General features: G+C 56.6%; 24 protein-coding genes. 11 read left to right on the top strand and 13 right to left on the bottom strand.

Going from position 1 to position 26,195, the window contains the following annotated elements:
* Positions 1-16 precede the first annotated feature (16 nt).
* The 4 genes from ABTW00_RS01060 to ABTW00_RS01045 all read left to right on the top strand — a co-directional run bounded on the left by ABTW00_RS01060 (position 17) and on the right by ABTW00_RS01045 (position 6,726).
* Positions 17-2,053 (top strand): alpha-amylase, encoded by a 2,037-nt coding sequence (locus tag ABTW00_RS01060; protein ID WP_433638274.1) that lies wholly within the window; start codon positions 17-19, stop codon positions 2,051-2,053.
* 173 nt (positions 2,054-2,226) lie between these two features.
* Positions 2,227-3,477 (top strand): valine--pyruvate transaminase, encoded by a 1,251-nt coding sequence (gene avtA, locus ABTW00_RS01055; RefSeq protein ID WP_433638272.1) that lies wholly within the window; start codon positions 2,227-2,229, stop codon positions 3,475-3,477.
* Positions 3,478-3,841: 364 nt separating this feature from the next.
* Complete coding sequence (locus ABTW00_RS01050) at positions 3,842-4,906, top strand: collagen-like triple helix repeat-containing protein (RefSeq protein ID WP_064541087.1); 1,065 nt, start codon at positions 3,842-3,844, stop codon at positions 4,904-4,906.
* A 104-nt stretch (positions 4,907-5,010) separates the two neighbouring features.
* Positions 5,011-6,726 carry a ShlB/FhaC/HecB family hemolysin secretion/activation protein gene (locus ABTW00_RS01045; RefSeq protein ID WP_433638268.1) on the top strand — a complete coding sequence of 572 codons (1,716 nt, stop codon included), beginning with the start codon at positions 5,011-5,013 and terminating at the stop codon, positions 6,724-6,726.
* On the opposite strand, the gene ABTW00_RS01040 is transcribed toward ABTW00_RS01045, so the two are convergent.
* The 8 genes from ABTW00_RS01040 to ABTW00_RS01005 all read right to left on the bottom strand — a co-directional run bounded on the left by ABTW00_RS01040 (position 6,718) and on the right by ABTW00_RS01005 (position 14,734).
* Positions 6,718-7,179, bottom strand: coding sequence for a 4Fe-4S binding protein (locus tag ABTW00_RS01040; protein ID WP_433638266.1), 462 nt, complete (start codon positions 7,177-7,179; stop codon positions 6,718-6,720). The two genes, ABTW00_RS01045 and ABTW00_RS01040, sit on opposite strands and share 9 nt — an antisense overlap.
* A 263-nt stretch (positions 7,180-7,442) precedes the next feature.
* Positions 7,443-8,594, bottom strand: a complete 1,152-nt coding sequence (gene yiaY, locus ABTW00_RS01035; RefSeq protein WP_433638264.1) for an L-threonine dehydrogenase — start codon at positions 8,592-8,594, stop codon at positions 7,443-7,445.
* 184 nt (positions 8,595-8,778) lie between these two features.
* Entirely contained in the window at positions 8,779-10,629 is a 1,851-nt protein-coding gene (selB, locus tag ABTW00_RS01030; RefSeq protein ID WP_433638262.1) for a selenocysteine-specific translation elongation factor, read from the bottom strand.
* Positions 10,626-12,017, bottom strand: a complete 1,392-nt coding sequence (gene selA, locus ABTW00_RS01025; protein WP_433638260.1) for an L-seryl-tRNA(Sec) selenium transferase — start codon at positions 12,015-12,017, stop codon at positions 10,626-10,628. Before selA ends, selB begins: the two co-directional genes overlap by 4 nt.
* Positions 12,018-12,116: 99 nt before the next feature.
* Positions 12,117-12,725, bottom strand: a complete 609-nt coding sequence (locus ABTW00_RS01020; protein WP_065357210.1) for a glutathione S-transferase — start codon at positions 12,723-12,725, stop codon at positions 12,117-12,119.
* A gap of 74 nt (positions 12,726-12,799) precedes the next feature.
* Entirely contained in the window at positions 12,800-13,936 is a 1,137-nt protein-coding gene (locus ABTW00_RS01015; protein WP_064541068.1) for an HlyD family secretion protein, read from the bottom strand.
* A 2-nt stretch (positions 13,937-13,938) separates the two neighbouring features.
* The gene (locus ABTW00_RS01010) at positions 13,939-14,307 is read right to left on the bottom strand and encodes a DUF3302 domain-containing protein (protein WP_065357259.1); all 369 of its coding nucleotides are present in this window, start codon (positions 14,305-14,307) and stop codon (positions 13,939-13,941) included.
* Positions 14,308-14,524: 217 nt separating this feature from the next.
* Positions 14,525-14,734, bottom strand: coding sequence for a hypothetical protein (locus tag ABTW00_RS01005; protein WP_064541061.1), 210 nt, complete (start codon positions 14,732-14,734; stop codon positions 14,525-14,527).
* A 273-nt stretch (positions 14,735-15,007) separates the two neighbouring features.
* On the opposite strand from ABTW00_RS01005, the gene ABTW00_RS01000 reads away from it, so the two are divergent.
* The 5 genes from ABTW00_RS01000 (at position 15,008) to trmL (ending at position 19,850) form a co-directional block, all read left to right on the top strand.
* On the top strand, positions 15,008-15,370 hold the full coding sequence (locus ABTW00_RS01000) for a YibL family ribosome-associated protein (RefSeq protein ID WP_064541058.1): 363 nt from the start codon (positions 15,008-15,010) through the stop codon (positions 15,368-15,370).
* Between the two features lie 279 nt (positions 15,371-15,649).
* Positions 15,650-17,305 (top strand): L-lactate permease, encoded by a 1,656-nt coding sequence (gene lldP, locus ABTW00_RS00995; RefSeq protein WP_433638256.1) that lies wholly within the window; start codon positions 15,650-15,652, stop codon positions 17,303-17,305.
* A complete protein-coding gene (gene lldR / locus ABTW00_RS00990; RefSeq protein WP_271446699.1) occupies positions 17,302-18,078 on the top strand; it encodes a transcriptional regulator LldR in 777 nt (258 codons plus the stop codon). Before lldP ends, lldR begins: the two co-directional genes overlap by 4 nt.
* Positions 18,075-19,259: an FMN-dependent L-lactate dehydrogenase LldD gene (gene lldD / locus ABTW00_RS00985; protein WP_433638252.1), complete on the top strand. Its 1,185-nt coding sequence runs from the start codon at positions 18,075-18,077 to the stop codon at positions 19,257-19,259. Before lldR ends, lldD begins: the two co-directional genes overlap by 4 nt.
* 117 nt (positions 19,260-19,376) lie before the next feature.
* Complete coding sequence (gene trmL / locus ABTW00_RS00980; RefSeq protein WP_064541047.1) at positions 19,377-19,850, top strand: tRNA (uridine(34)/cytosine(34)/5-carboxymethylaminomethyluridine(34)-2'-O)-methyltransferase TrmL; 474 nt, start codon at positions 19,377-19,379, stop codon at positions 19,848-19,850.
* Positions 19,851-19,929: 79 nt separating this feature from the next.
* Here the strand turns inward: trmL and cysE are convergent, their stop codons facing one another.
* The 5 genes from cysE to ABTW00_RS00955 form a co-directional block, all read right to left on the bottom strand.
* Positions 19,930-20,751, bottom strand: coding sequence for a serine O-acetyltransferase (gene cysE / locus ABTW00_RS00975; RefSeq protein ID WP_433638248.1), 822 nt, complete (start codon positions 20,749-20,751; stop codon positions 19,930-19,932).
* A gap of 77 nt (positions 20,752-20,828) precedes the next feature.
* Positions 20,829-21,848, bottom strand: coding sequence for an NAD(P)H-dependent glycerol-3-phosphate dehydrogenase (gene gpsA / locus ABTW00_RS00970; RefSeq protein ID WP_064541044.1), 1,020 nt, complete (start codon positions 21,846-21,848; stop codon positions 20,829-20,831).
* Positions 21,848-22,315, bottom strand: coding sequence for a protein-export chaperone SecB (secB, locus tag ABTW00_RS00965; protein ID WP_064541041.1), 468 nt, complete (start codon positions 22,313-22,315; stop codon positions 21,848-21,850). Before secB ends, gpsA begins: the two co-directional genes overlap by 1 nt.
* Before the next feature lie 79 nt (positions 22,316-22,394).
* Positions 22,395-22,646, bottom strand: coding sequence for a glutaredoxin 3 (gene grxC, locus ABTW00_RS00960; protein ID WP_064541038.1), 252 nt, complete (start codon positions 22,644-22,646; stop codon positions 22,395-22,397).
* 39 nt (positions 22,647-22,685) lie between these two features.
* Positions 22,686-23,117, bottom strand: a complete 432-nt coding sequence (locus tag ABTW00_RS00955) for a rhodanese-like domain-containing protein (RefSeq protein WP_064541035.1) — start codon at positions 23,115-23,117, stop codon at positions 22,686-22,688.
* Positions 23,118-23,365: 248 nt separating this feature from the next.
* Between ABTW00_RS00955 and gpmM the strand changes: the two genes are divergently transcribed.
* Both gpmM and envC read left to right on the top strand, forming a co-directional pair.
* Positions 23,366-24,913 carry a 2,3-bisphosphoglycerate-independent phosphoglycerate mutase gene (gpmM, locus tag ABTW00_RS00950; RefSeq protein WP_064541032.1) on the top strand — a complete coding sequence of 516 codons (1,548 nt, stop codon included), beginning with the start codon at positions 23,366-23,368 and terminating at the stop codon, positions 24,911-24,913.
* Between the two features lie 9 nt (positions 24,914-24,922).
* Positions 24,923-26,194, top strand: coding sequence for a murein hydrolase activator EnvC (envC, locus tag ABTW00_RS00945; protein WP_065357216.1), 1,272 nt, complete (start codon positions 24,923-24,925; stop codon positions 26,192-26,194).
* Position 26,195 lies beyond the last annotated feature (1 nt).

Here is a 26,195-nt window from a genome sequence, read left to right as displayed (position 1 = left end):
GGCACAGGATAACGCTATGAAGCTTGCCGCCCTTGTACCGCTACTGCTCCCCGCTTTTGCCAATGCCGCCAGCTGGACCGCGCAGGATTTTCCCGCCTTCTCTGCCGATGGAACGGGGAAGTTCACCAGTCAAAAAATGCTCACAAAGGGTACCCGTCCTTTGAGGGTGAATCTTGAGCAACAGTGCTGGCAACCCTCTGGCGCCATTCGTCTTAACCAGATGCTGTCGCTCGAACCTTGCCAGGGCGATGCGCCGCAGTGGCGCCTGTTTCGCGACGGCAGCTATACGCTGGAGATTGATACCCGCTCCGGCACGCCCACGCTGACTATCTCCGTGCAAAGCGCGGCACAGGACAGCAGCGCACAGGCGAACATTCGCCAGTGCCCGCGCTGGGACGGTAAGCCACTGACGCTGGATGTCGGTCAGACCTTTGCAGAAGGCAGCACTGTGCGCGATTTTTATAGCGGGAAGACCGCCATCGTCACCCAGAGCAAAATTACGCTACAGCCCGCAGAAAACAGCAATGGCCTACTGCTGCTGGAAAACGCCGACGTCATCACAACTGCACCGTTCAGTTGGCATAACGCGACCGTTTATTTCGTGCTTACGGACCGTTTTGTCAACGGCGATCCCAGCAATGACAACAGCTATGGGCGCCATAAAGACGGCATGCAGGAGATCGGCACCTTCCACGGCGGCGATCTAAAAGGATTAACGAGCAAGCTCGACTATCTGCAAGCACTCGGCGTCAATGCGCTGTGGATCAGCTCACCGCTCGAGCAAATTCACGGCTGGGTTGGCGGCGGCACCAAAGGGGATTTCCCGCACTATGCCTATCACGGCTACTACACTCAGGACTGGACCCGCCTCGACGCCAATATGGGGACCGAAGATGACCTGCGCGCGCTGGTTGATGGTGCGCACCAGCGCGGCATCCGTATCCTTTTTGACGTGGTCATGAACCATACTGGCTATGCCACGCTGGCGGATATGCAGGAATATCAATTTGGCGCGCTATACCTCAAAGGTGACGAGATCGCGAAAACGCTGGGCCAGCGCTGGACAGACTGGAAGCCCGGCCCGGGGCAAAGCTGGCACAGCTTTAACGACTACATCAACTTCAGCGACAAAGCCGCATGGGAGAAATGGTGGGGCAAGGCGTGGATCCGCACCGATATTGGCGACTACGACAACCCAGGTTTTGATGATTTGACCATGTCGCTCGCATTTCTGCCCGATCTGAAAACAGAATCGACGACCCCGAGCGGGCTGCCAAATTTCTATCAACACAAAGCGGATACCCACGCCCGCGCTGTCGACGGTTTTACACCGCGTGACTACCTCACCCACTGGCTCAGCCAATGGGTACGCGATTATGGTATTGACGGCTTCCGCGTCGATACGGCTAAGCACGTTGAGCTGGCGGCCTGGCAGCAGCTCAAATCGCAGTCGGTTGATGCACTGGCAGCCTGGAAAAAAGCTAATCCGCAAAAGGCCATGGACGATGCGCCATTCTGGATGACGGGTGAAGCCTGGGGCCACGGCGTGATGCAAAGTGATTACTACCGACACGGCTTTGACGCGATGATTAACTTTGATTATCAGGATCAGGCCGCCAGGGCCAGCGACTGCCTGGCCAACATCGACCCGATCTGGCAGCAAATGACCGATAAGCTGCAAAGCTTTAACGTCCTGAGCTACCTTTCATCGCATGATACGCGACTGTTCCGCGAGCAAGGCGGCAACGCCGCCGAACTCCTGCTGCTCGCGCCGGGCGCAGTGCAAATCTTTTACGGCGATGAGTCTAATCGCCCGTTTGGCCCAACGGGTTCTGATCCGCTGCAAGGCACGCGTTCATCAATGAACTGGCAGGATGTCGCCGGAAAATCCGCCGCCACGCTGGCGCACTGGCAAAAACTGGGGCAGTTCCGCGCACGTCATCCGGCGATTGGTGAAGGGAAACAAACCACGCTGTCGCTCTCTCAGGGCTACGGGTTTGTACGAGACTACGGTGAGGACAAAGTCATGGTGGTCTGGGCCGGCAAGCGCTGATTTACACTCCTCCAGGCCCGCGGCATAATTGCGGGCCTTTTTAGAATAAATAACTTAAAATTTTACAATTAACAATTTTATTCACTGCGGACTCTGCATTAGTGCCATTTGCACCACATCGTGAGTGGCGTTATCGTTACCCACTTCACAGAACAAGCAATAGAAATCCGGCTATGACATTTTCACTTTTCGGCGACAAATTCACCCGCCATTCAGGCATTACCCGCCTGATGGAAGACCTCAACGACGGTTTACGCACCCCTGGCGCCATCATGCTTGGCGGCGGTAACCCGGCCCAGATTCCAGAGATGAATAGCTATTTTAAGCATCTACTGGCGGAGATGCTGGAAAGCGGCAAAGTCTCTGAAGCGCTGTGCAATTACGACGGTCCGCAGGGGAAAAACGAACTGCTGGTCGCGTTGGCCGATATGCTGCGTAATGAATTAGGTTGGGATATTGCACCACAGAATATTGCACTAACAAACGGCAGCCAAAGCGCGTTTTTCTACTTGTTCAACCTGTTTGCTGGCCGTCGTGCCGACGGTACCACTCGTAAGGTCCTGTTCCCACTCACACCCGAGTATATTGGCTATGCCGACTCGGGGTTAGAAGACGACCTTTTCGTTTCAACTCGCCCCCATATTGAGCTGCTACCGGAGGGCCAGTTTAAGTATCACGTCGATTTCGAAAATCTGCCGATCGGCAAAGATACCGGGATGATCTGCGTGTCACGCCCGACCAACCCGACGGGGAACGTCATCACCGATGATGAACTGAAACAGTTGGATGCGCTTGCGCATCAGCACGGCGTGCCGCTGGTTATCGATAATGCCTACGGGGTCCCCTTCCCGGGCATTATTTTCAGCGAAGCGACACCGCTGTGGAATCCGAATATCGTGCTGTGCATGAGCCTGTCTAAACTTGGCCTGCCGGGTAGCCGCTGCGGCATCATCATCGCCGATGAAAAAATTATCACTGCCATCAGCAACATGAACGGCATTATCAGCCTCGCTCCTGGCGGGATTGGCCCAGCGATCATGTGCGAGATGATCAAGCGCCGCGATCTGCTGCGCCTGTCGAATACCGTTATCAAGCCGTTTTACTACCAGCGCGTGCAGGAAACCATCGCCACTATTCGCCGCTATTTGCCGGAAGAGCGTTGCCTGATCCACAAACCGGAAGGCGCGATTTTCCTGTGGCTATGGTTTAAAGATCTGCCGATCACCACCGAGACACTCTACCAGCGCCTGAAAAAACGCGGCGTGCTGATGGTGCCTGGGGATTTCTTCTTCCCGGGTCTGGATAAGCCATGGGAACACACTCACCAATGCATGCGTATGAACTATGTGCCGGATCCAGACAAAATTGAAGCCGGGGTGAAAATCCTTGCTGAAGAAATTGATTTAGCCTGGCGCGAACATTAATAATATACAATATATCGGCCTCTAGTATTAGAGGCCGATATATTCTGTGAACTCAGTTGTTATTTTAAAAACGAACACCAAAAAGTTTTACCCCCTTCCTCGCTCAGATTACTCCCAATTTAAAGCGCCATTTCATTACGACTAAACATTCAACACTAATATTCACTCCGGCTTAACGTGTTAAAAAACAAGTAACAGCATGTTTCATAAGCGCATATTATTTTACATAGCAGACTTTGTTTATCCCTAAATAAAATCGGATTTATTCAGCCTTTCGTATGAAAAGAAACGCACCATGCAAGGCTTTATTTTCTACTTACACTGATTAATACGCACTCGGCGTTTTAACTGGTGGAGTATGGTTATGAACTCTAAAAACGTTAGCCATTTAAGCATTATTGCTATGGCGGTTCTTATTGCATTCTCACTCTCCGCCTGTAGCGGTAGCGGCGGGGGCTCTCATTCAACGGCTAAAAACGGCAGCACCCAGGGCAGCGGCTCTGGCGGCGGTGATGGTGGTGGGGATGGTGGTGGTGATGGCGGCGGCGATGGCGGCAGCAACGGTGGTGGCACGACGGCAAATAACTCGGTGAGCAGCATCGTTGGCGATACTGGCAAAGCGGTTTCCGGCGTAGGCGATACCTTAAGCGGCCTGGGAAGCCAACTGACTACCACAACCGGCAATAATCCGGTGACCTCAACGATTTCGACCACGGTGAGCGGCGTGGGTAACGCTGTCGATACGCTAGGAACCGGCGTCACTAATGGTATAGGTAATTCCTCAAATACTAACGGCGTGGGAACCACATTGCAGGGTACAACAAGCACTGTCACCGTGCTGGGTAACACGGTATCCAACGTAGGTACCGGCCTGTCATCAAGCACCTCCGGGACGCCGGTCGCGGGCGTGACCGGCGTGGTAGGCAACGTCGTCAACAGCGCAGGACAGATCGTGAGCGGCACGGGGACCGGGTTGACGAGTACACTGCAAAGCCCGGGCGTAACCGCCACAACCACCGGCGTGACCTCGGTGGTGAATAATACACTGTCCGGTGTACAGGGCGTAACCCAAGGTGTGGGGACCGCTACAGGTTTGGGCACCCCGGTTAACGGGTTACTGACTCAAGTCGGGACGACAGTGAGCGGTGTGGGAAGCCAGGTTGGCACCACCTCTCCAACGCTGAGCGGCGTAGGCCAGGTTGTCTCCAGCGTCGGTAATATCGTGACCGATGCCGGTGGTCTGGTAAAACCAACCGGCACCAGTACCGGAACCAGCGGCGGCCTGCTGGCTAATGTCACGGGTAGTCTGAACGTGAGCACAACCACCAATGCAGGTTCAACAAGCGGTAGCACAACCAGCACAGGAACCAGCAGCGGTACTTTAGGTGGTTTAAGCGGCCTACTCAGCGGGTTAACGACAAAAAAATAAGCTATATATTTATTAATGCCTTCCGTGCCCCCGCAATGGGGGCACGTTTTTCAGCAGAATAACAAGAATCATCCTTGCACAATAAAATACACAAGGAATGCGTCATGAAAACTACCCTGGTTTATGCGCTATCGGGGGTCGTTCTGCTTAATATTGCCAGAGCAGACACATTACCCGCATTGATTGACCCGAATAACCCGGCCAAAGCAGAACAAAACAGCACACCGCAGGCCCCCGCAGCCGCCGCGCCAGGTTTAAGCGTTAGCGTGCCCAAAAATAAATTAACGCCTGAAACACTGATTAAAGTCGATCATATTCAATTTATTGGCGGTACAGTATATCCATTAAAAGAGTTATTACGTCCTTTTGTCCCCTACGCACATAAACAAGTTCCGCTAAAAACGCTGATTGGTCTGGTTAACGATATTACGCTGCGCTATCGCGCCGACGGTTACCCACTCTCTTATGCCTGGCTTCCGGATGACAACTTCCAGGACGGTACGCTCAAGATTGTTCTTGTCGAAGGCTACGTCGCCCACAGCGATATTAAGAGTAATAACCCCAATATCGCCGAACGCCTGAAACGTCTGGCGGCAAAAATCATGGCGGAAAAACCGCTGACCCAGGCCACCTTCGACCGCTATACCCAACTGATGACACGCACGCCGGGCGTGACCGTCGACGCGAATGCTCAGCTGCCGCAGAATATCTACGGCGCAGCGGCGATGCAGGCCGTCAGTATGCAGCCGCATATCTGGGACATATCTTCAACCATCGACACCCGTCGCAGCCAGAATATGGCGTTCGTGAACGGCTCACTCAGCAATTTAACCAGCTACGGCGATCAATTGGGGGTCGCCACGTTGATTCCGCTCGATAGCTCAACGCGCAAATCCTATCTTGGGTTGAACTATCAACAGTTCCTGACGGACGAAGGGCTGATGATGCAGCTCAAGGGCAGCTTTTATCGCGAGGATCCTCGCGACTACTCGCGCCTGCTGAACTTCTCCGATGGCTATTTAGAATCGCGCCAGAAAACCACCCAATACAACGGTGGCGCGATGTTCAGCTATCCGGTGATCTTAACCGGCAAACGGCAGTTCAATATTAACGGCGGGGTGGATTACACCGACCGCCGTAACGACAACCACATCCTCGCCGTCGTCAACGATCAAGCGTTGGGCAGCGTGACGCAAAAATCACATGTGCGCTACCCGGCCCTCGAACTCGGAATGAACGGCTTTCAGGCCTTCGACCGTGCCAGCATCAACGGCAAGCTGACGTTGCGCCAGGGGATTAATGCCTCTTCGCTTGCCGACGCCGCGCCGGTGCAAGGCAACGACCTTTCGTTTACGCTATGGAAAAGCAATATCGATGCGGCGTGGATGATCACGGATACATGGCGTCTCTCCACCTCACTGGAAGGCGATTGGTCAGATAACGATTTGCCCGAGCCCGAACGTATCAGCTTTGGTGCCCAGCGCTTTGGCCGCGGCTACCAGGACGGCGAAGCCAGCGGTGACTACGGTTATGGCGGCCAGCTTGAGTTGCGTTATCTGCATCAACGTAAGGAGAGCACGTGGATTGCCACCGTACAGCCTTACGTACTGGCCGATACCGCGCAAACCTGGTTCAACGCGCCGGGGTTACCGCATCAGCGGCTGGCATCGGTAGCAACCGGGGTGATGGTTGGCGACAACAAACACTACAGCGTCACGGTCGAAGCTGCGCGACCGGTCGGTGATATGCCAACCGACACGCGCAGCCGTGAATGGCGCTATAGCCTGACCTTCAGCTGGAACTTCAATAACCTACATTAAACGCGATGCGGCAAGCTGGCCAACATCAATACAGGCCAGCGCCCCCGTCGGGCAGGCGGCCACACAGGCTGGCCCCTCTTCGCGATGGCGGCACAAATCGCACTTAATCGCCTGTGGCCGTGCCTGCTGGACGGCCACGGTCATTGCCCCAAACGGACACGCCAGCATGCAGCTCTTGCAGCCAATACAGCGCGCCTGATCGACCCGAATCATATCCTTTTCACGGGTTATCGCTCCCGTAGGGCAAACATTACCGCACGGTGCGTCTTCGCACTGATGACACGCCACCGCCGTTGAGAAAGCGTCACCCTTCACCACGCAAATACGGGGTAAAAAGGCCTCACGCGAAACGGTCGCACAGGCCTGCTGCTCCTGATGCGCCACCACGCAGGCCACTTCGCAGGTCCGGCAGCCAATACACTTTAAGGAATCAGCGACAATAAACGGGTTCATACCCCTCTCCGTGACGGTTGGTAAACCTTAAGAGTGCCAGAGCGGCATACGGTTACGCTTTGATCAGACAAGGGAGATATGCCGTTTTTGTCATCTGCCTGAGGCAATTTAGCCGTTTGCCTCAGGCGGCATTGAATGCGCTCCTGGTGGGTTTACGGGCTGTTTCGCGAGCTGACGCTACGCGTCGCCCCCTTTCAGGGCGAGTCACAAGCATAAAAAAAGCAGAACGCAAGCGTTCTGCTTTTTTCACCGCCAAAGCGGAATTACATGGCCGCGCGGAAAATCGCCATAATCTCTTCGTGCGTCGCCTGGATCGGGTTGGTGAAACCGCACGCGTCTTTCAGCGCATTGGTCGCCAGAACCGGGATATCTTCTTCTTTCACGTTCAGGTCACGCAGCCCCGCCGGGATGTTCACCTGACGCGCCAGTTTACGAATCGCGTCGATACACGCATTCGCGCCCTGTTCATCGCTCATCGCGCTGACGTCGATACGCATAGCCTGCGCACAGTCACGCAGACGTGCGGCCGCGACTTTGCTGTTGAACACCTGCACGTGCGGCAGCAGGACCGCGTTGCACACACCGTGCGGCAGATCGTAGAAACCGCCCAACTGGTGCGCCATCGCGTGGACGTAACCCAGTGAGGCGTTGTTGAACGCCATACCCGCCAGGAACTGGGCGTAGGCCATCGCTTCACGCGCTTCGCTGTTGCTGCCGTTTTCAACCGCGGTCGGCAGGTTATCGATAATCATGGTGATCGCTTTTAACGCACAGGCGTCGGTAATCGGCGTGGCCGCGATAGACACATAGGCTTCGATCGCGTGGGTCAGCGCATCCATACCGGTCGCAGCGGTCAGTCCCTTCGGCATGCCTTCCATCAGGGAAGAGTCGTTGACGGACAGTACCGGGGTCACGTGCTTGTCGACGATCGCCATTTTAATATGACGCGTGACGTCGGTGATGATGCAGAAACGGGTCATTTCAGACGCTGTGCCCGCCGTAGTGTTGATAGCGATCATCGGCAGCTGCGGTTTAGCAGAACGGTCAACGCCTTCATAGTCACGAATATCGCCGCCGTTGGACGCAACCAGCGCGATCCCCTTCGCGCAGTCGTGCGGGGAGCCGCCGCCCAGAGAAATGACGCAGTCGCAGTCATTAGCGCGCAGCATTTCCAGGCCTTCTTCCACGTTAACGGTCGTCGGGTTCGGATGCGTACCGTCGAATACCACGCTCAGAATGTCATATTCCTGCAGGCGTTTTTGGATGTCCGCCGCCACATCCAGCTTGTTCAGAACTGCATCAGTGACAATCAGAGCACGGCGATAGCCATAGTCTTTCATGGTATTCATCGCGTCTTTTAAGGCGCCGTTACCAATCACGTTCACTGAAGGGATGAAGAAAGTTGATGCAGTCATGATAGTTCCTTTATTTAATAAGCAGGCTCACGAGGCTATAGCATTACCCACCCTTAAAACACGATCCAGATAGCACTTTCATCCGCATAAAAAATAAAAATCGCGTCATTTTGTTGTCAATGTCGCGATTTATAGTGATAAATATATTTAATTGTTTAATTAAATATGTTTTCTCAATCAATTGTTAATTTTTATTGTCTGGAAACAGCAACGCATCGCGCAATAAGTGGTCATTACCGCGGCGGCGCGTAAAGCCTATGCGATTGAAATATTCCAGAATTTGAATTGCCAGCTTGCGGCCAACGTTCAATTTGTCGCGGAAATCCGCCGCGCAGGTGGATCCTTTTTCCAGATCGAGTTCGCGAATCATGCTGGCGAACGCCACGATGCGGTCGTTACGATAATAGCGGTCCTTCACAATGGCGGTAATCATTCCCTGCTGTGCCGCCAGTCGTAAAACGCCGCGCATCATATTCTCATCCGTCCCGGTTTGCGTCGCCAGATCGCGCACCCACCACGGCTCATCGGCAAACAGTGGAGCAACTTTCTGCCAGATAGCCAACTGTTCATCCGTGAACCCAGCCTTATGGTCCGGCAGGTGCAGCCAGCCGTGGTGGCTGGCGATAACGCCGCTTTCGCGCATTTGCTCAATTAAAGTGAGTACCAGCGCTTCATCTTCCATTGGCAGTGCAATACGACGCAGGCGTTCACGCCCCGGTCCGGGCTCATCTTTATGCTGCTCGTGATAAAGCGCCAGCGCGTCGAGCAGTTTACGCTGCCAGCGTGCCGCCAGCGGCGCATCCAGCAGGCAGTCGCCAGCGAGGATAAAGCCCGGTTGGGCAATCAGTTGTTCCAGCCCCTGCGTGCTCAGCTGGCGCGCCCAACCAAAGTCTCGTAGCTTCACCGCGTCGCGAGAGAGATGTACCGCCAGCGCCTGAGCGTCTGTTTTCGCCAGCGCCAGCGCGGCAATCCACGCCAGATACTCCGGCTTACGCTTACCGCGACGCGGCGAGTTCAGCGTCACCACGCGCGCGCCGGCCAGGGTGACCTTTGCGGAGATATCGCGCAGCACCAGCCGATCGTTATCCGCCAGCCACAGCGGCGTGTCGAGGACCAGTTCCGCAAGATTATTTTCCAGCAGCGACACGCGGCCAGTGATATGGCTGGCAGCATGGTGTATATGCAGCGGCTGCCACTGGGCAAGCGGAATATGGCTGTGTAGCTCAACAATGACTCGCTCAACGGCCTCCGGCGGTGCTTCTGTCAGCAGCCAGTCGCCGCGGCTGATATCGCCCTTTTCCGCTGCGCCAACGATATTTAACGCAATACGCTGCCCGCCGTGCGCCCGCTCAACCGGCTGATTCTGCGCATGCAGCCCGCGCACGCGCATCGGTGTGCCTATCCCCGTCAACCACAGGGTGTCCCCAACCCGCACGTCGCCCGAGAGCGCCGTCCCGGTCACCACCAGGCCCGCGCCCTTCACGGTAAAGGCGCGGTCGATAGCCAGACGAAAACGCTGATGTTGCGGGTGCTCGCGGGCAGCCAGCTGGCGCAGATGGTCGCGCAGCGCTTCAATACCGATATCCGCCGTCGCCGCCGTTTCAAATAAGGTAGCCTGCTCAAAACCATACTCACGCAGAACGTTAAGGATTTCGCGACGAACGTCGTCGATTCGTGCCGCATCGACGCGATCGACTTTGGTTAATGCCACCGTCAGCGTCGGGTTACCCGTTAACTGGAGAATCGCCAGATGCTCGCGGGTCTGCGCCATCACGCCGTCATCGCACGCCACCACCAGCAGCGCATGGTCGATGCCGCCCACGCCCGCCAGCATATTGGAGAGGAATTTTTCATGCCCCGGTACGTCGATAAAGCCCAGCACGCGACCGTCCGGCTGCGGCCAGTAGGCGTAGCCCAGATCGATAGTCATACCGCGGGATTTTTCTTCCGGCAGGCGGTCGGCATTGATGCCGGTAATCGCCTGTAGCAGCGTGGTTTTGCCGTGGTCGACGTGACCGGCGGTGGCAATAATCATTTCAGCAACATCTCCAGGAAACGGGATTCATCTTCAAGGCAGCGTAGATCCAGCCACAAACGCCCATCATAAATTCGGCCAATGATCGGAACGGGCAGGCTGCGCCAGCGGTTAGCCAGCGCATCAAGGCGGCTGCCGCGACCATCGAGTGGTGTAAATGCAATAGCCGCGCTGGGCAGGCTTTCCGAAGGTAGCGATCCGCTGCCGATTTGCGACGCGCATGGCATGACCTGAACGGCAAACTCGTCGTCGTAGCGCGCGGCCAGCGGTTCGCAAAGACGCAGCGCCTGCTGGTTAATGTCTTGTGCGCTGCGGCTCAGCAGGCGCAGCGTGGGCAGCTCTGCCGCCAGTTTTTCCGGATGCAGGTACAACCGCAGCGTTGCTTCCAGCGCCGCCAGCGTCATTTTATCGGCGCGCAGCGCGCGCTTCAGCGGATGCTGCTGAAGCTGGGCGACTAGCGCTTTGGTGCCGACAATGATCCCGGCCTGCGGGCCGCCCAACAGTTTGTCGCCGGAGAAACTCACCAGGCTGACGCCTGCGGCAATCATCTCCTGCGGCATCGGTTCTTTCGGCAGCCCGTAACGGCTGAGATCCACCAGCGAACCGCTGCCGAGATCCGCCACCACCGGTACACCCAGCTCGCGGCCAATTTCCGCCAGCTCGGCCTCCTCCACCGACTTCGTAAAGCCTTCAATACTGTAGTTACTGGTGTGCACCTTCATCAGCAGCGCGGTGTTATCGTTCACCGCCTGACGATAGTCTTTGGCATGTGTGCGGTTGGTGGTGCCGACTTCATGCAGCACGCAGCCCGCCTGACGCATCACGTCGGGAATGCGGAACGCCCCGCCAATCTCCACCAGCTCGCCCCGCGATACCACCACTTCTTTGCCCGCCGCCGTCGCCGCCAGCATCAGCAGCACCGCCGCGGCATTGTTATTCACGATACAGGCATCTTCCGCGCCGGTTAAGCGGCACAGCAGGTCGGCCAACGCCCGGTCGCGGTGCCCGCGCGCGGCACCATCCAGGTCGTACTCCAGCGTCACCGGATCGCGCATCGCCTGGCTCACCGCATCAATCGCCGACTGCGCCTGCTGCGCGCGCCCCAGATTGGTATGCAGCACGGTGCCCGTCAGGTTAATCACCGGGCGCAGCGCGCTCTGCGCGTCGAGACTCAAACGTCGCGCCGTCTCCTGCGCCCAGTTGTCGCTCCACTGGGGCAGCGCCTGCTGTTCGCGAATGTTTAGCCGCGCCTCATCCTGCATCTGGCGGAGCTGTTCCACCACCTGCGAATGGCCATGGACATCAAGTAAACGGGCGAATGCAGGATCGCGAAGCAGGCGATCGGTTGCTGGAAGCTGGCTGTAGAGCGAACGGGTATCGGTAGTCATGAATAGGCCTGACGGTTAAATGTTACCCCTCCCGACGGGAGAGGGAGTTCATAGGAAGGGATTGTACAATGGACTGCGCCGCTGCGTTATAGCGTTCAATCAAGCCTTTGGCGGTTCGGTACGGGCAAAGCTTTCGCGCAGGAACAACGTTTCGGCCAGTTTCACCAGCTGCGGACGGTCGACACACCAGCCCGGCGCAATGCGGCGGAAGTTGAGGTAGCCGATAGCACAGGCGATGGCGATGGTCGCCAGGTTGAGTTCATCCGTCTTCAGCGTACCGTCGTTGAGGTAGCCTTCCAGCGCATCAAGACTGCGGCTGATTTTTTCACGCTGACGCAGCACTTCCTCTTCCGACTGCTGCGCCGCCGGACGCGCCTGCTCGCGCACCGAAGCCAGCCCGGCGTCCATAATGCCGTCCGCCAGCGCTTCCAGCTGACGGATTCTCAACGCCTGCTGCGGATCGGACGGCACCATCTGCGGCGCGACGCCCAGCAGCTCAATGTACTGCGCGATAATCGGCGAGTCGTACCAGCATTCGCCGTCGTCGGTGACCAGCGCGGGCACTTTTCCCAGCGGCGTGTACTGCGCCACGCCGGTGTCGGCGCTATATGGCTGCTCGTTGATAAAGTCGAAGGCGATCCCCTTTTCCAGTAACAGGACCGATATCTTGCGGACAAATGGGCTCGTGTAGCTGCCGACCAGTTTCATTCTCATCTCCTTTGCGCCAACAAAACTATCAGTATGGCTCAGGCAGCGACATTCGCCCTCTGGATTTTGTCGTCCTAGTGATCCAGGTAGAGATAATGCATCCAGCTGGTCATGCGCAGCAGCACTTTACGCATCACCGACACGTGGGCGAAATGGTCGGAATAGACCGCCACCTGGGCATAAATACCGTCGGGCAGGGAATCCACATCGGCGTTCGGATCGAGATCAATCAACGCCATCACGCCGTCCGTTCCCGGCACCACGCTCAGCGACTGTAGCGCGCCCTGCGCCTGATATGAGCCGCCGGGCACCACGGGTAAAATGCTCGCCAGCTTGCCGTGGAACACCTGCCCCGGCAGCGCGTTAAACACCACTTCCGCATCATCACCCGCCTCCAGGCGCAGCAGCGAGTTCTGACGGAATTGAGCAACAATCTGCCGTTTCTGTTCAGGGATAAACACCATGACCGGACGCAGCGGCAGCGCGGCAGCATAGGTGCCAGGACGAATGAGCACCTGAGTGGCGTATCCGTCGCTTGGCGCGCGGACGATGGTCTGGTCGAGGTTATATTTGGCCTCCGACAGCTGTGCGCGCAGGCTGACAATTTGCGACTGTTCGCCGTTGACCATGCTGTCTAACTGGCTCTGAATCTGCGACTGCTCGGCAATCGACCCTTTAACCATCGCATCCTGCGCCAGATAGTTCTGCCGGGCATTATCGATATCGCTTTCCGAGAAGGGGTTTACCCGCGCCTGACTGCCTTTCAGATAGCGTTGGTAATCCTTATACAACCGATCCCGCTCGGCGGAAACGCGGGTGGTATTGGCCTGCGCTTCGGACAGTTGAGCTTTCAGCGTCTGGACGCTATGTGTGGCTGTCACCAGATCGGCCTGTAGTCGGTCGACTCGCGCCTGATAACGCGTCGGGTCAATCTTAAACAGCACCTCACCCTTTTTAATCAGTTGGTTATTTTTATCCGTCACTTCACTGACCACGCCGGTGACCTGCGGCGTAATCGGAATTGAGATCACCGCCTTTTGCGCGGTATAGGTATACGGGTGGTTATAGTTCATTAATAAAATAAGCCCGCTAACCAAAAATATACCGCCCAGCGCGGCGGTGGCTAACGTCCATTGGTTAACGGGAATACGGAAGATTTTAAATACCGCCCACGCAAGCGCCACGTAAGTTAATACAATCAACAGATCCATGATTATTGCTCCGGCGTTGTCGTGTCGACTGAGGGGGATATTTCCGCCAGTTTTTGCTCCAGCTCAGCGACCCGGCGAGAAAGCTGTACGAGCGTGTCATCCGCTGCTGGCGCGGGTTCTGAAGATTTTATATGTGACTGCATGCCCCAGCCGCGTTCGGGCTGGTAGAGGGTGGCCCAGATCCATAAAAACGGCCAGATAACATGCAGCGTAAACAGACTGACCCAGCCGGCAGTATGAATAGCATCGGCGTGGGGATGATGACGTTTTTTCGCAATGGTATAGGGAATATCATGAATCATGATGATCCCGTAAAACAGGACCAGGAAAACAAAGATCAGCACGCCCAACGCAAAATAGTTTAGAAACATATCTGCCCCAGATTCACGCTTAGTTGGTTTTTTTTAATTGCAGGCAGCCGAGACGCTTATGGCTGATAATATGAAAATAATGCGCAATGGCCGTTTTCGCCATCCTGCGGCGGGGAATTTTTACCAGGAGAGACAGGCAGCAAAAAACGCTGGTTGTACACAATGTATCACCAGCAGGGGAAGTCGTTAAATTGGCGTCACTACGCCGATTTTTATGTTACTTTTTCGGCGTATCCACCGGGCGATAAAGGTTACGATAATGGGCTAATCGCACCCGGAACATCTCGGCTTTATCCTCGGGAATATCGGCGGGAACCCGGTCTGAATACGGTCGCTTTTGCAGATACTCCATAAACGCCTGGCTGGAGGCCATAAAGTCTACCGCCTTATCAATGATTTGCGGTACGTTCTCTCCCATTTTGCTCATCGTCGCTCTCCCTCGTTAAGACCTTTCTCTAAGCATGGATAATCCTGGCGCGAAGGGTTGAGGAAAATGTGCGGTTCTTCGCCACTCATTTTCAAAAAAGCGATCAACTTAACTATTTTATGAAATAACAATACTATTCATAACGTTACATTAATTAGCTACTTATAATCGCCCGAAGAAACTACCTTATTTTGTATAATTAACTACCAGAAATGAGCGACAACGCGCATACTAAGCGCTATTACGTCTATTTTGTTATCAGATATCAGCAAGATGAAAGAAATCGAGAAAAATGAAATCAAACGTCTGAGCGATCTGCTCGACGCCATCCGCCACCAGCAGGCAGGTCTGTCTCTGGTCGAGAGCGCAGAAAAATATGCCGAGCTGGAAGAAGAAAAAACCAAGCTCGAAACCGAAATCGCTCGCCTGCGTGAAGTGCATACGCAGAAGCTGAGCAAAGAGGCGCAGAAGCTGGCCAAAATGGGCTTCAGCCGTCCAATCACCAAAAAAGAACAGGCCGACATGGGTAAGCTGAAGAAAAGCGTCCGCGGCCTGGTGGTGGTTCACCCAATGACGGCGCTTGGCCGTGAAATGGGCCTGCAGGTGATGACCGGATTCGCAAAGAGCGAGTTCTGATACCCCGCCTTGAACCTTCTCCCGCCCGGGAGAAGGTTTTGCTTATCTTCTCCCTCCCCCTCAAATTGGCCCAACCAATTTCACAACCAAAGCTCTGGTAATTCACAATTCCATCATTTAACGTCACAAACACATTGCTACGCAGTAACATTTGATTAACCATTCATTGTCATTATCCCTACACCACCCTATTGGCAGGGCCAATTTTACACAAACTGTGACGCAGAGATGAGCACAGACTCACCGCCGACCGGTACGTGTGGCCCCCTGGAGACCTGCATGAGCCTCTGGCAACAAAACTACGATCCGGCCGGGAATATCTGGCTTTCAAGCCTGATTGCCTCACTCCCTATCCTGTTCTTCTTCTTCGCGCTGATTAAGCTCAAGTTGAAGGGCTACGTCGCGGCCAGTTGGACGGTATTCATCGCCCTTGCCGTCGCGTTGCTGTTCTACAAAATGCCGGTCGACCGAGCGCTGGCGTCAGTGGTGTACGGCTTCTTCTACGGTCTGTGGCCTATCGCCTGGATTATTATCGCCGCCGTTTTTGTCTACAAAATTTCGGTGAGGACCGGGCAATTCGACATTATTCGCTCGTCGATTCTTTCCATTACCCCGGACCAACGTTTACAGATGCTGATTGTCGGCTTCTCCTTCGGCGCCTTTCTCGAAGGGGCCGCTGGCTTTGGCGCACCGGTAGCGATTACCGCCGCGCTGCTGGTGGGTCTGGGCTTTAACCCTCTCTACGCCGCGGGTCTGTGCCTGATCGTCAATACTGCACCGGTGGCGTTTGGCGCGATGGGCATTCCGATTCTGGTGGCCGGGCAGGTGACCGGGCTGGATAGCTTTGAAATCGGCCAGATGGTTGGCCGTCAGCTGCCGTTCCTGACCATTATCGTGCTGTTCTGGATCATGGCGATTATGGACGGCTGGCGCGGTATCAAGGAGACCTGGCCCGCAGTCATGGTGGCTGGCGGTTCGTTTGCTATCGCCCAGTACCTGAGCTCTAACTTCCTGGGCCCTGAGCTACCGGACATCATCTCCTCACTGGTGTCGCTGGTGTGCCTGACGCTGTTCCTCAAGCGCTGGCAGCCGGTACGTATTTTCCGCTTTGCCGATATGGGCGCGTCCCAGGTTGATATGAACCTGGCGCGTACCGGCTACACTGCCGGGCAGATCGTTCGCGCCTGGTCACCGTTCCTGTTCCTGACCGCCACCGTCACCCTGTGGAGTATTCCACCGTTTAAGGCGCTGTTCGCCCCGGGCGGCGCGCTGTACGATCTGGTGATTAACGTTTCGGTTCCGTATCTCGACAAGCTGGTTGCCCGTATGCCGCCGGTAGTGAGTCAGGCCACGGCCTACGCGGCGGTCTATAAGTTCGACTGGCTGTCGGCAACCGGCACCGCGATCCTCTTTGCCGCCCTGCTCTCTATCGTCTGGCTGCGCATGAAGCCAAAAGATGCCATCAGCACCTTCGGCTCTACGCTGAAAGAGCTGGCGTTACCGATTTACTCCATCGGCATGGTGCTGGCATTCGCCTTTATCTCGAACTACTCCGGCCTGTCGTCAACGCTGGCACTGGCGCTGGCGCATACCGGTCACGCGTTCACCTTCTTCTCGCCGTTCCTCGGTTGGCTCGGCGTGTTCCTGACCGGTTCAGACACCTCCTCCAACGCGCTGTTCGCTGCGCTTCAGGCTACCGCCGCGCAGCAGATTGGCGTGTCGGACGTGCTGCTGGTTGCCGCTAACACCACCGGTGGCGTGACCGGGAAGATGATTTCACCGCAGTCCATCGCCATTGCCTGCGCGGCGGTGGGCCTGGTGGGCAAAGAGTCCGACCTGTTCCGCTTTACCGTGAAACACAGCCTGATCTTCACCTGCATGGTGGGCGTCATCACTACGCTGCAGGCTTACGTCTTAACCTGGATGATTCCGTGATAACACTGCCCAAACGTCTGTCAGACGATGTCGCCTGCCGCGTGCGGGCATTGATTGAAGAACAACAGCTGGAGGCGGGCATGCGTTTGCCCGCCGAAAGAAAGCTGGCAGCCCAGCTTGGCGTCTCGCGCAACTCGCTGCGCGAAGCGCTGGCGAAGCTGGTGAGCGAAGGATTGCTGCTTAGCCGTCGCGGCGGCGGCACCTTCGTGCGCTGGCAGCATGAAGGTTGGTCTGAGCAGAATATTGTGCAGCCGCTGAAAACGCTGCTGGCCGATGATCCGGACTACAGCTTTGATATCCTCGAAGCTCGCCACGCCATTGAAGCCAGCACCGCCTGGTATGCCGCGATGCGCGCGACCGATGCCGATAAAGAAAAAATCCGCCTGTGCTTTGAAGCCACCCAGAGCGATGACCCGGACCTCGCCTCGCAGGCCGACGTTCGTTTCCATCTGGCCATCGCCGAAGCATCTCATAACGTGGTGCTGCTACAAACCATGCGCGGTTTTTTTGATCTGTTGCAATCGTCGGTGATCCAAAGCCGCGAACGTATGTATCTGGTGCCGCCGGTCTTTGCGAAGCTGACCGAGCAGCATCTGGCCATTCTCGATGCCATTACCGCCGGTGATGCCGAAGGCGCACGTCAGGCGATGATGGCACACCTCGGTTTCGTTCACACCACCATTAAACGTTTTGATGAAGACCTGGCCCGCCAGGCGCGGAGCACCCGCCTGCCCGACGACCACACTGATATTTCCAGGGAGAAAAAAGCATGATTATTTCCGCCGCAAGCGATTATCGCGCCGCCGCCCAGCGCATTCTGCCGCCGTTCTTGTTCCACTATATTGACGGTGGCGCGTATGCGGAACACACCCTGCGCCGCAACGTGGAAGACCTGTCAGATGTGGCGCTGCGCCAGCGCATCCTAAGAAACATGTCCGATCTGAGCCTCGAAACCACGCTGTTTAAAGAGCAGCTTTCTATGCCGGTGGCCCTGGCGCCGGTTGGCCTGTGCGGCATGTATGCTCGTCGCGGTGAAGTGCAGGCCGCCGCTGCTGCCGATGCCAAAGGTATTCCGTTTACCCTTTCCACCGTGTCGGTCTGCCCGATTGAAGAAGTGGCACCAACCATCAAACGCCCGATGTGGTTTCAGCTGTACGTGCTGCGCGATCGCGGCTTTATGCGTAATGCGCTGGAGCGCGCCAAAGCGGCGGGCTGCTCAACGCTAGTCTTTACCGTTGATATGCCCACTCCCGGCGCGCGCTACCGCGATGCCCACTCCGGCATGAGCGGCCCAAATGCCGCCGTGCGTCGCTACTGGCAAGCAGCCACCCATCCGCAGTGGGCGTGGGACGTGGGCCTGAACGGTCGCCCGCACGACTTAGGCAATATCTCAACCTACCTTGGCAAACCAACCGGTCTGGAAGATTACATCGGCTGGCTGGCGAATAACTTCGATCCGTCCATCTCGTGGAAAGACCTGGAGTGGATCCGCGAATTCTGGGATGGCCCGATGGTGATCAAAGGGATCCTCGACCCGGAAGATGCCCGAGATGCGGTACGCTTCGGTGCTGACGGGATCGTCGTCTCCAACCACGGCGGCCGCCAGCTCGACGGCGTGCTATCCTCCGCCCGCGCGCTGCCGGCGATTGCCGACGCGGTGAAAGGTGATATCACGATCCTGGCCGATAGCGGTATCCGTAACGGCCTCGACGTGGTGCGGATGATTGCACTGGGGGCAGACAGCGTACTGTTAGGCCGCGCGTATCTGTATGCGCTCGCCACGCACGGCCAGGCTGGCGTGGCTAACCTGCTGAATCTGGTTGAGAAAGAGATGAAGGTGGCGATGACGCTGACCGGGGCGAAGTCGATTAAAGAGATTAGCCGTGATTCTCTGGTGCAAAGTGCGGAAGTGACGCAGGCGTTTCAGGTAGTTAAGCAGGGGAGCGCGGCGTAAGTCCGTGCAGTTTTTCCCCTCACCCTAACCCTCTCCCCGTACGAAACGCCGTACGCTGTTCGGGTGAGGGTTTTCGCAAATTCTGCTATCCTGCCCCCCGCAATCCAAGGGGGCAGCATGCTTAACATCGTTTTATTCGAACCTGAAATCCCGCCCAATACCGGGAACATCATCCGTCTGTGCGCCAACACCGGCTTCCGTCTGCATATCATCGAACCGATGGGCTTTGCCTGGGACGATAAACGCCTGCGCCGCGCCGGACTGGACTACCACGAGTTCACCGCCGTCACGCGCCATGCCAATTACGCCGCCTTTGTTGAGAGCGAAAACCCGCAGCGCCTGTTTGCCCTGACCACCAAAGGGACGCCCGCACATAGCGCGGTGAGCTATCAGGACGGTGACTATCTGATGTTTGGGCCGGAAACCCGTGGACTGCCCGCGACCATTCTGGACGCCCTGCCGCCGGAGCAAAAAATTCGTATTCCAATGATGCCGGACAGCCGCAGCATGAACCTGTCGAACGCGGTGTCGGTGGTGGTGTATGAGGCGTGGCGCCAGCTGGGGTATCCGGGCGCCGTATTGCGTAGCTGATATTTGCCGGATGGCGGCTACGCCTTATCCGGCCTACGGTTTGGTAGGCCCGGTAAGCGCAGCGCCACCGGGCAAGGCCCTAAATCCCGTCGCCGTATTCAAAGCCGTGGTTAATACCGTTGAAGTGCTGGTCCATATCCATCGCCGGTTTATCCGACTCCGGCTTGCCGACGATACGCGCCGGGACACCTGCGGCGGTAGTGTGCGGCGGAACCGGCTGCAGGACCACTGAGCCCGCGCCGATCTTCGCGCCGCGCCCCACTTCAATATTGCCGAGGATCTTCGCTCCGGCGCCAATCATCACGCCTTCGCGAATTTTCGGGTGACGGTCACCGCTGGTTTTCCCGGTACCGCCGAGAGTGACGGACTGCAGGATAGAGACGTCGTTTTCAATCACCGCCGTTTCCCCCACCACGATTCCGGTCGCGTGGTCGAGCATGATGCCGCGGCCAATTTTGGCCGCCGGGTGAATATCCACCTGGAAAGATACGGATACCTGATTTTGCAGGAAAATCGCCAATGCGCGACGCCCCTGCCCCCACAGCCAGTGGCCAATACGATAAGCCTGTAGAGCGTGGAAGCCCTTCAGGTACAGCAGCGGGGTTGAATATTTGTCGACCGCCGGGTCACGCGTACGCACGGCCTGAATATCGCAGGCGGCGGAGGAGATCATTTCCGGGTCGGCGGCGTAGGCCTCTTCCACCACTTCGCGAATCGCGATAGCAGGCATAATCGGAGAAGCCAGCTTGTTGGCAAGCATGTAGCTTAAAGCACTGCCGAGGTTTTCGTGTTTGAGTAAGGTCGCATGATAAAAACTGGCGAGCATAGGCTCACAGTCCGCCAGAGCCCTGGCTTCCGCTTTAATATTGTTCCAGACAATTTCCAGTTCTTCACACGACATTGCTTACTCCAGACATATTGGAACGATCGGCAAGTCTGCGCTTGCCGGATCGTCGGGATGACAAAGGTTTCCTGCGATTAATTGCCGCTATGCTCATCCTTGCGTGCACGACCTAATAAGGTCAATGCTGCCTCGCGCGCGTTTTTTCCGCAATATAATACCTGATAAATTTCCTCGGTTATTGGCATTTCGACACCTACACGGTGCGCCAACTCGCGGACTTCTTTGGTATTACGGTAACCTTCGACCACCTGGCCAATACTGTCCTGCGCTTCCTGAACCTGCGCCCCTTTGCCCAGCGCCATGCCGAAACGACGGTTGCGCGACTGGTTGTCGGTACAGGTCAGCACTAAATCACCAAGCCCCGCCATGCCCATAAAGGTCACCGGATCAGCGCCCAGCGCCACGCCCAGGCGCGACATTTCGGTCAGGCCACGGGTGATCAGCGCCGTACGCGCGTTGGCACCAAAGCCAATGCCGTCGGAGATGCCCGCGCCAATCGCAATCACGTTTTTCACCGCACCGCCCAGCTGGACGCCGATGAAATCCGGGTTGCTGTAGACGCGGAAGCTTTTGCCGCAGTGCAACAGCTGCTGCAAATCGTCGGCAAAGACCGGGTCCGTCGCCGCCAGCGAAATCGCCGTCGGCAAACCAGCCGCCAGCTCTTTGGCAAACGTTGGGCCAGAAATCACCGCCAGCGGGATCTCGTCACCCAGCGCTTCGCGCGCCACATCCTGCAGCAGGCGGCCGGTTTCAGCCTCCAGCCCTTTCGTCGCCCATAAAAGGCGCGCATCGGGACGCAGCAGCGGTTTCATCTGACGCAGTACGTCGCCGAACACGTGACTTGGCACCACCACCAGAATATCGCGGCTGGCGGCCAGCGCGGTCGCTAAGTCGCTTTCCAGGTGGAGCGAATCCGGGAACGGAACGTCGGGAAGGAATGCCGCGTTGCAGCGATCGTGCTGTAGCGTCGCGACATGTTTGGGATCGTGGCCCCAGAGTACGACCTGGTGGCCGTTTCTTGCCACGGTGATGGCAAGAGCGGTGCCGTAAGAGCCGGCACCGATCACAGTCATTGAAGCATTAAGTGCGTTCATCAGGCATCCTGATGTTGTTCTGCACCTTCGCCAGCCTGCTGCTGCAGATAGTTCATGAACAGCGCATCAAAGTTAACCGGCGCAAGGTTCAGCTGTGGGAAAGTCCCACGGGAAACCAGGCTGGTGATGCATTCACGCGCATACGGGAACAGGATGTTCGGGCAGTATGCACCCAGGCAATGAGCCATCTGAGTCCCTTCGATACCTTCGATGGAGAAGATACCCGCCTGCTGAGTTTCACACAGGAATGCGGTCTCTTCGCCCAGCGTCGCCGTTACGGTGACACGCAGCACCACTTCATACACACCTTCAGCCAGTTGGTTGGAAGCGGTATCAAGATCAAGTTTAACCTCTGGCTGCCAATCTTTCTGGAAAACATGCGGTGCATTCGGCGCTTCAAAGGAAACGTCTTTGGTATAGATGCGCTGAATCTGGAAAGCCATTTCTGCGTTGTTTTGTTCTGACATGTGTAAAAAACCCTTTCGTGTTGTCCTTAAAAAAAGCGGTACGCTTCACGCCTGCCTCTGCAGGCGTGAACGCGAAGCATTAGCGCAGCAGGGGATCAAGTCCACCACGCGCATCAAGCGCATACAAGTCGTCGCAGCCGCCAATGTGCTGTGCATCAATAAAAATCTGCGGAACCGTCGTGCGGCCGCTGCGCTGAATCATCTCTTCGCGCTTCTCAGCGTTACCGTCGATAGGCAGTTCCTCAAAGGCGACGCCTTTTTCAGACAGCAGCGCTTTTGCACGATGGCAATAAGGGCATGTTGCTTTGGTATAGATTTCAATCTTCGCCATGACAGCTCTCCTGACTTCACCCGATGAACGAGCAGGGAATTATTTGCCGCGAACCAGAGGCAGGTTTTCACCGCTCCAGCCAGCAATACCTTCTTTCAGTACGAATACTTTTTCAAAACCGGCTTTCAGCAGCGCGGTGGCGGAATCCGTCGCCTGCATACCCGTGCCGTCGGTCACAATCACCGGTTTGTCTTTGTGTTTTTCCAGTTCGCCGACGTTGTTGGCTTTGATTTCGTTCGGCAGCAGGTTCAGGGAACCGGCAATGTGGCCTTTACGGAAATCATCGCGCTGGCGCAGGTCAACGACAATCGCGTCTTCTTTGTTGATCAGGCGCGTCGCTTCGCCGCGGTTGATGACCTTAACTTTAGACATCAGCCCTTTAAAAGTGGTGAACAGCACGGCCGCCAGCAGCGCGATCCACGCGATGCTCAGGACAGGGTGACGACCTACAAATTGCATAATTTCTTGCATGGGGGGTAACAGCTCCCGACGTGTAATGTTTAAAAACCAGGGAAGGAGTATACCTGCGGCGTGGCGCAAATACAGCCAGCGCGCGCGATGTAATGCGTTTTCTGCGGAGTGCTACGGAAAAAAGGAGGAAAATGTGCGTTTTTCCTCGTGCATCTCCCCGCTTTCTTTGATCTCTCATTGTTATTTTATCGATTCAGCTGTAGTAAAATTACGCAAATTTTCTGTCTTTAGAGCATGAGGTTGTCGCAATGTCGGTTTCTAAAAAACCTATGGTACTGGTGATTCTGGATGGCTACGGCTACCGTGAAGAGCATCAGGATAACGCTATCTACAGCGCTAAAACGCCGGTAATGGACGCGCTGTGGGCAAAACGTCCGCATACCCTGATCCACGCCTCTGGCCTGGAAGTGGGTCTGCCAGACGGTCAGATGGGTAACTCCGAAGTCGGTCACGTTAACCTGGGCGCGGGCCGTATCGTCTATCAGGATCTGACCCGTCTTGACGTAGAAATTAAAGATCGTCAGTTCTTCGCTAACCCGGTGCTGTGCGGTGCGGTAGACAAAGCGGTGGCTGCGGGTAAAGCGGTACACATCATGGGTCTGCTGTCCGCCGGTGGCGTTCACAGCCATGAAGATCACATCATGGCGATGGTAGAACTGGCCGCTGAACGTGGCGCAGAAAAAATCTACCTGCACGCGTTCCTCGACGGTCGCGACACCCCGCCGCGTAGCGCCAACGGTTCCCTGCAGAAATTTGAAGAGAAATTTGCCGCGCTGGGCAAAGGCCGCGTAGCCTCCATCATTGGCCGTTACTATGCAATGGACCGTGACAACCGTTGGGATCGCGTTGAACAAGCTTACAACCTGCTGGTTGAAGCCAAAGGCGAATTCCAGGCTGACACCGCGGTTGCCGCGCTGGAAGCTGCCTACGCTCGCGATGAAAACGACGAATTCGTGAAAGCCACCGTTATCCGTGCAGCCGGCCAGGCCGATGCGGCAATGGAAGACGGCGACGCGCTGGTCTTCATGAACTTCCGTGCTGACCGCGCGCGTGAAATCACCCGTGCTTTCGTTAACGCTGACTTCGACGGCTTCAAGCGCCGCAAAGAAGTGAAGCTGGGCGATTTCATCATGCTGACCGAATATGCGGCAGACATCAAAGCACCGTGCGCCTACCCACCAGCGTCTCTGGAAAATACCTTTGGCGAGTGGATGGCGAAGCATGAGAAAACCCAGCTGCGCATCTCCGAAACCGAGAAATACGCGCACGTGACCTTCTTCTTCAACGGCGGCGTTGAAGAGCCGTTCAAAGGCGAAGATCGCATCCTGATCAACTCCCCGAAAGTCGCGACCTACGACCTGCAGCCGGAAATGAGCTCCGCCGAGCTGACCGAGAAGCTGGTTGCGGCCATCGAAAGCGGCAAGTACGACACCATCATCTGTAACTACCCGAACGGCGATATGGTTGGCCATACCGGCGTCATGGAAGCCGCAGTGAAGGCCGTTGAAGCGCTGGATCACTGCCTGGATGAAGTCACTCATGCGGTCGAGAAAGTGGGCGGCCAACTGCTGGTGACCGCAGACCACGGTAACGCCGAGCAGATGCGTGACCCGGCTACCGGCCAGGCGCACACGGCCCACACCAGCCTGCCGGTTCCGCTGATTTACGTTGGCGACAAAACCGTCAAAGCGGTGGAAGGCGGCAAGCTCTCCGACATCGCGCCGACCATGCTGGCGCTGATGGGGATGGAAATCCCGCAACAGATGACTGGTAAGCCGCTGTTCATCGTGGAATAATCCTTCCCCATGAGGGGAAAGGCGATCTATTCCATTAAATGGGCCGAGGCAGCGCTTCGGTCTACGTTTTACGCCAGCGTGCTCAGCGCTGGCGTATTGCTGTGCGCCACGCCCGCCCACGCGGACGACCGCTCGCAGCTCCAGTCTATTCAGGCCGATATCGCCGCCAAAGAGCGCGCGGTACGCCAACAGCAGCAACAACGCGCCACCCTTCTCGCCCAGCTGAAAGCGCAGGAACAGGCCATCGCCGCCGCCGCGCGTCAACTGCGTGAAACGCAAAACTCGCTGGCGCAGCTCAATGCGCAAATCACCGAGATGAATGCCAACATTGCGAAGCTGGAAAAACAGCGCGCGATGCAGGAGCGCAACCTCGCCGCGCAGCTTGATGCCGCGTTCCGTCAGGGCGAACATACCGGTATTCAACTGATTCTCAGCGGTGAAGAGAGCCAACGCGGGCAGCGCCTTCAGGCCTATTTTGGCTACCTGAACCAGGCGCGGCAGGAAACCATCGCCGAGCTCAAGCAAACCCGCGAAGACGTAGCGGCGCAAAAAACCGAGCTGGAAGAGAAGCAGAGCGAACAGCAAACGCTGCTGTACGAGCAGAAGGCCCAACAGGCCAAACTCGAAGCGGCGCGTAACGAGCGCCAGAAGACGATTTCCGGGCTGGAATCCTCCATTCAGCAGGGCCAGCAACAGCTTGGCGAGCTACGGGCGAACGAATCTCGCCTGCGCAATAGCATTGCGCGTGCCGAAGCGGCGGCAAAAGCCCGCGCCGAGCGCGAAGCCAAAGAGGCCGAGGCGGTACGTAACCGTCAGCAAGAGGCCACCCGCAAAGGCACTACCTACAAACCTTCCGAAAGTGAGCGTTCACTGATGGCGCGAACCGGCGGCCTGGGCGCTCCTCGCGGTCAGGCCTACTGGCCGGTTCGCGGGACAACGCTGCATCGCTATGGCGAACAGCTACAAGGTGAGCTACGTTGGAAGGGGATGGTCATCAGCGCATCGGAAGGCACCGAAGTCAAAGCCATTGCCGATGGGCGCGTCATCCTTGCCGACTGGCTACAGGGCTATGGCCTTGTCGTGGTAGTCGAGCACGGTAAAGGCGATATGAGCCTCTACGGGTATAACCAGAGCGCGCTGGTCAGCGTTGGCACACAGGTCCGTGCCGGGCAGCCGATCGCCCTGGTGGGCAACAGCGGGGGTCAGGGTAGACCGTCGCTCTATTTCGAAATTCGCCGCCAGGGTCAGGCGGTCAATCCACTGCCGTGGTTGGGAAGATAAG

The sequence above is a fragment of the Kluyvera georgiana genome (assembly GCF_050990895.1).
Taxonomy (GTDB): Bacteria; Pseudomonadota; Gammaproteobacteria; order Enterobacterales; family Enterobacteriaceae; genus Kluyvera; species Kluyvera georgiana.
Note: the sequence above shows the minus strand (reverse complement) of the source record. Positions and strands in the feature narration are given on the sequence as shown.

Coding starts and splice junctions, on each gene's coding strand:
- ABTW00_RS01060 (WP_433638274.1), top strand. CDS start 17: ATGAAGCTTGCCGCCCTTGTACCGCTACTGCTCCCCGCTTTTGCCAAT.
- avtA (WP_433638272.1), top strand. CDS start 2,227: ATGACATTTTCACTTTTCGGCGACAAATTCACCCGCCATTCAGGCATT.
- ABTW00_RS01050 (WP_064541087.1), top strand. CDS start 3,842: ATGAACTCTAAAAACGTTAGCCATTTAAGCATTATTGCTATGGCGGTT.
- ABTW00_RS01045 (WP_433638268.1), top strand. CDS start 5,011: ATGAAAACTACCCTGGTTTATGCGCTATCGGGGGTCGTTCTGCTTAAT.
- ABTW00_RS01040 (WP_433638266.1), bottom strand. CDS start 7,179: ATGAACCCGTTTATTGTCGCTGATTCCTTAAAGTGTATTGGCTGCCGG.
- yiaY (WP_433638264.1), bottom strand. CDS start 8,594: ATGACTGCATCAACTTTCTTCATCCCTTCAGTGAACGTGATTGGTAAC.
- selB (WP_433638262.1), bottom strand. CDS start 10,629: ATGATTATTGCCACCGCCGGTCACGTCGACCACGGCAAAACCACGCTG.
- selA (WP_433638260.1), bottom strand. CDS start 12,017: ATGACTACCGATACCCGTTCGCTCTACAGCCAGCTTCCAGCAACCGAT.
- ABTW00_RS01020 (WP_065357210.1), bottom strand. CDS start 12,725: ATGAAACTGGTCGGCAGCTACACGAGCCCATTTGTCCGCAAGATATCG.
- ABTW00_RS01015 (WP_064541068.1), bottom strand. CDS start 13,936: ATGGATCTGTTGATTGTATTAACTTACGTGGCGCTTGCGTGGGCGGTA.
- ABTW00_RS01010 (WP_065357259.1), bottom strand. CDS start 14,307: ATGTTTCTAAACTATTTTGCGTTGGGCGTGCTGATCTTTGTTTTCCTG.
- ABTW00_RS01005 (WP_064541061.1), bottom strand. CDS start 14,734: ATGAGCAAAATGGGAGAGAACGTACCGCAAATCATTGATAAGGCGGTA.
- ABTW00_RS01000 (WP_064541058.1), top strand. CDS start 15,008: ATGAAAGAAATCGAGAAAAATGAAATCAAACGTCTGAGCGATCTGCTC.
- lldP (WP_433638256.1), top strand. CDS start 15,650: ATGAGCCTCTGGCAACAAAACTACGATCCGGCCGGGAATATCTGGCTT.
- lldD (WP_433638252.1), top strand. CDS start 18,075: ATGATTATTTCCGCCGCAAGCGATTATCGCGCCGCCGCCCAGCGCATT.
- trmL (WP_064541047.1), top strand. CDS start 19,377: ATGCTTAACATCGTTTTATTCGAACCTGAAATCCCGCCCAATACCGGG.
- cysE (WP_433638248.1), bottom strand. CDS start 20,751: ATGTCGTGTGAAGAACTGGAAATTGTCTGGAACAATATTAAAGCGGAA.
- gpsA (WP_064541044.1), bottom strand. CDS start 21,848: ATGAACGCACTTAATGCTTCAATGACTGTGATCGGTGCCGGCTCTTAC.
- secB (WP_064541041.1), bottom strand. CDS start 22,315: ATGTCAGAACAAAACAACGCAGAAATGGCTTTCCAGATTCAGCGCATC.
- grxC (WP_064541038.1), bottom strand. CDS start 22,646: ATGGCGAAGATTGAAATCTATACCAAAGCAACATGCCCTTATTGCCAT.
- ABTW00_RS00955 (WP_064541035.1), bottom strand. CDS start 23,117: ATGCAAGAAATTATGCAATTTGTAGGTCGTCACCCTGTCCTGAGCATC.
- gpmM (WP_064541032.1), top strand. CDS start 23,366: ATGTCGGTTTCTAAAAAACCTATGGTACTGGTGATTCTGGATGGCTAC.
- envC (WP_065357216.1), top strand. CDS start 24,923: ATGAGGGGAAAGGCGATCTATTCCATTAAATGGGCCGAGGCAGCGCTT.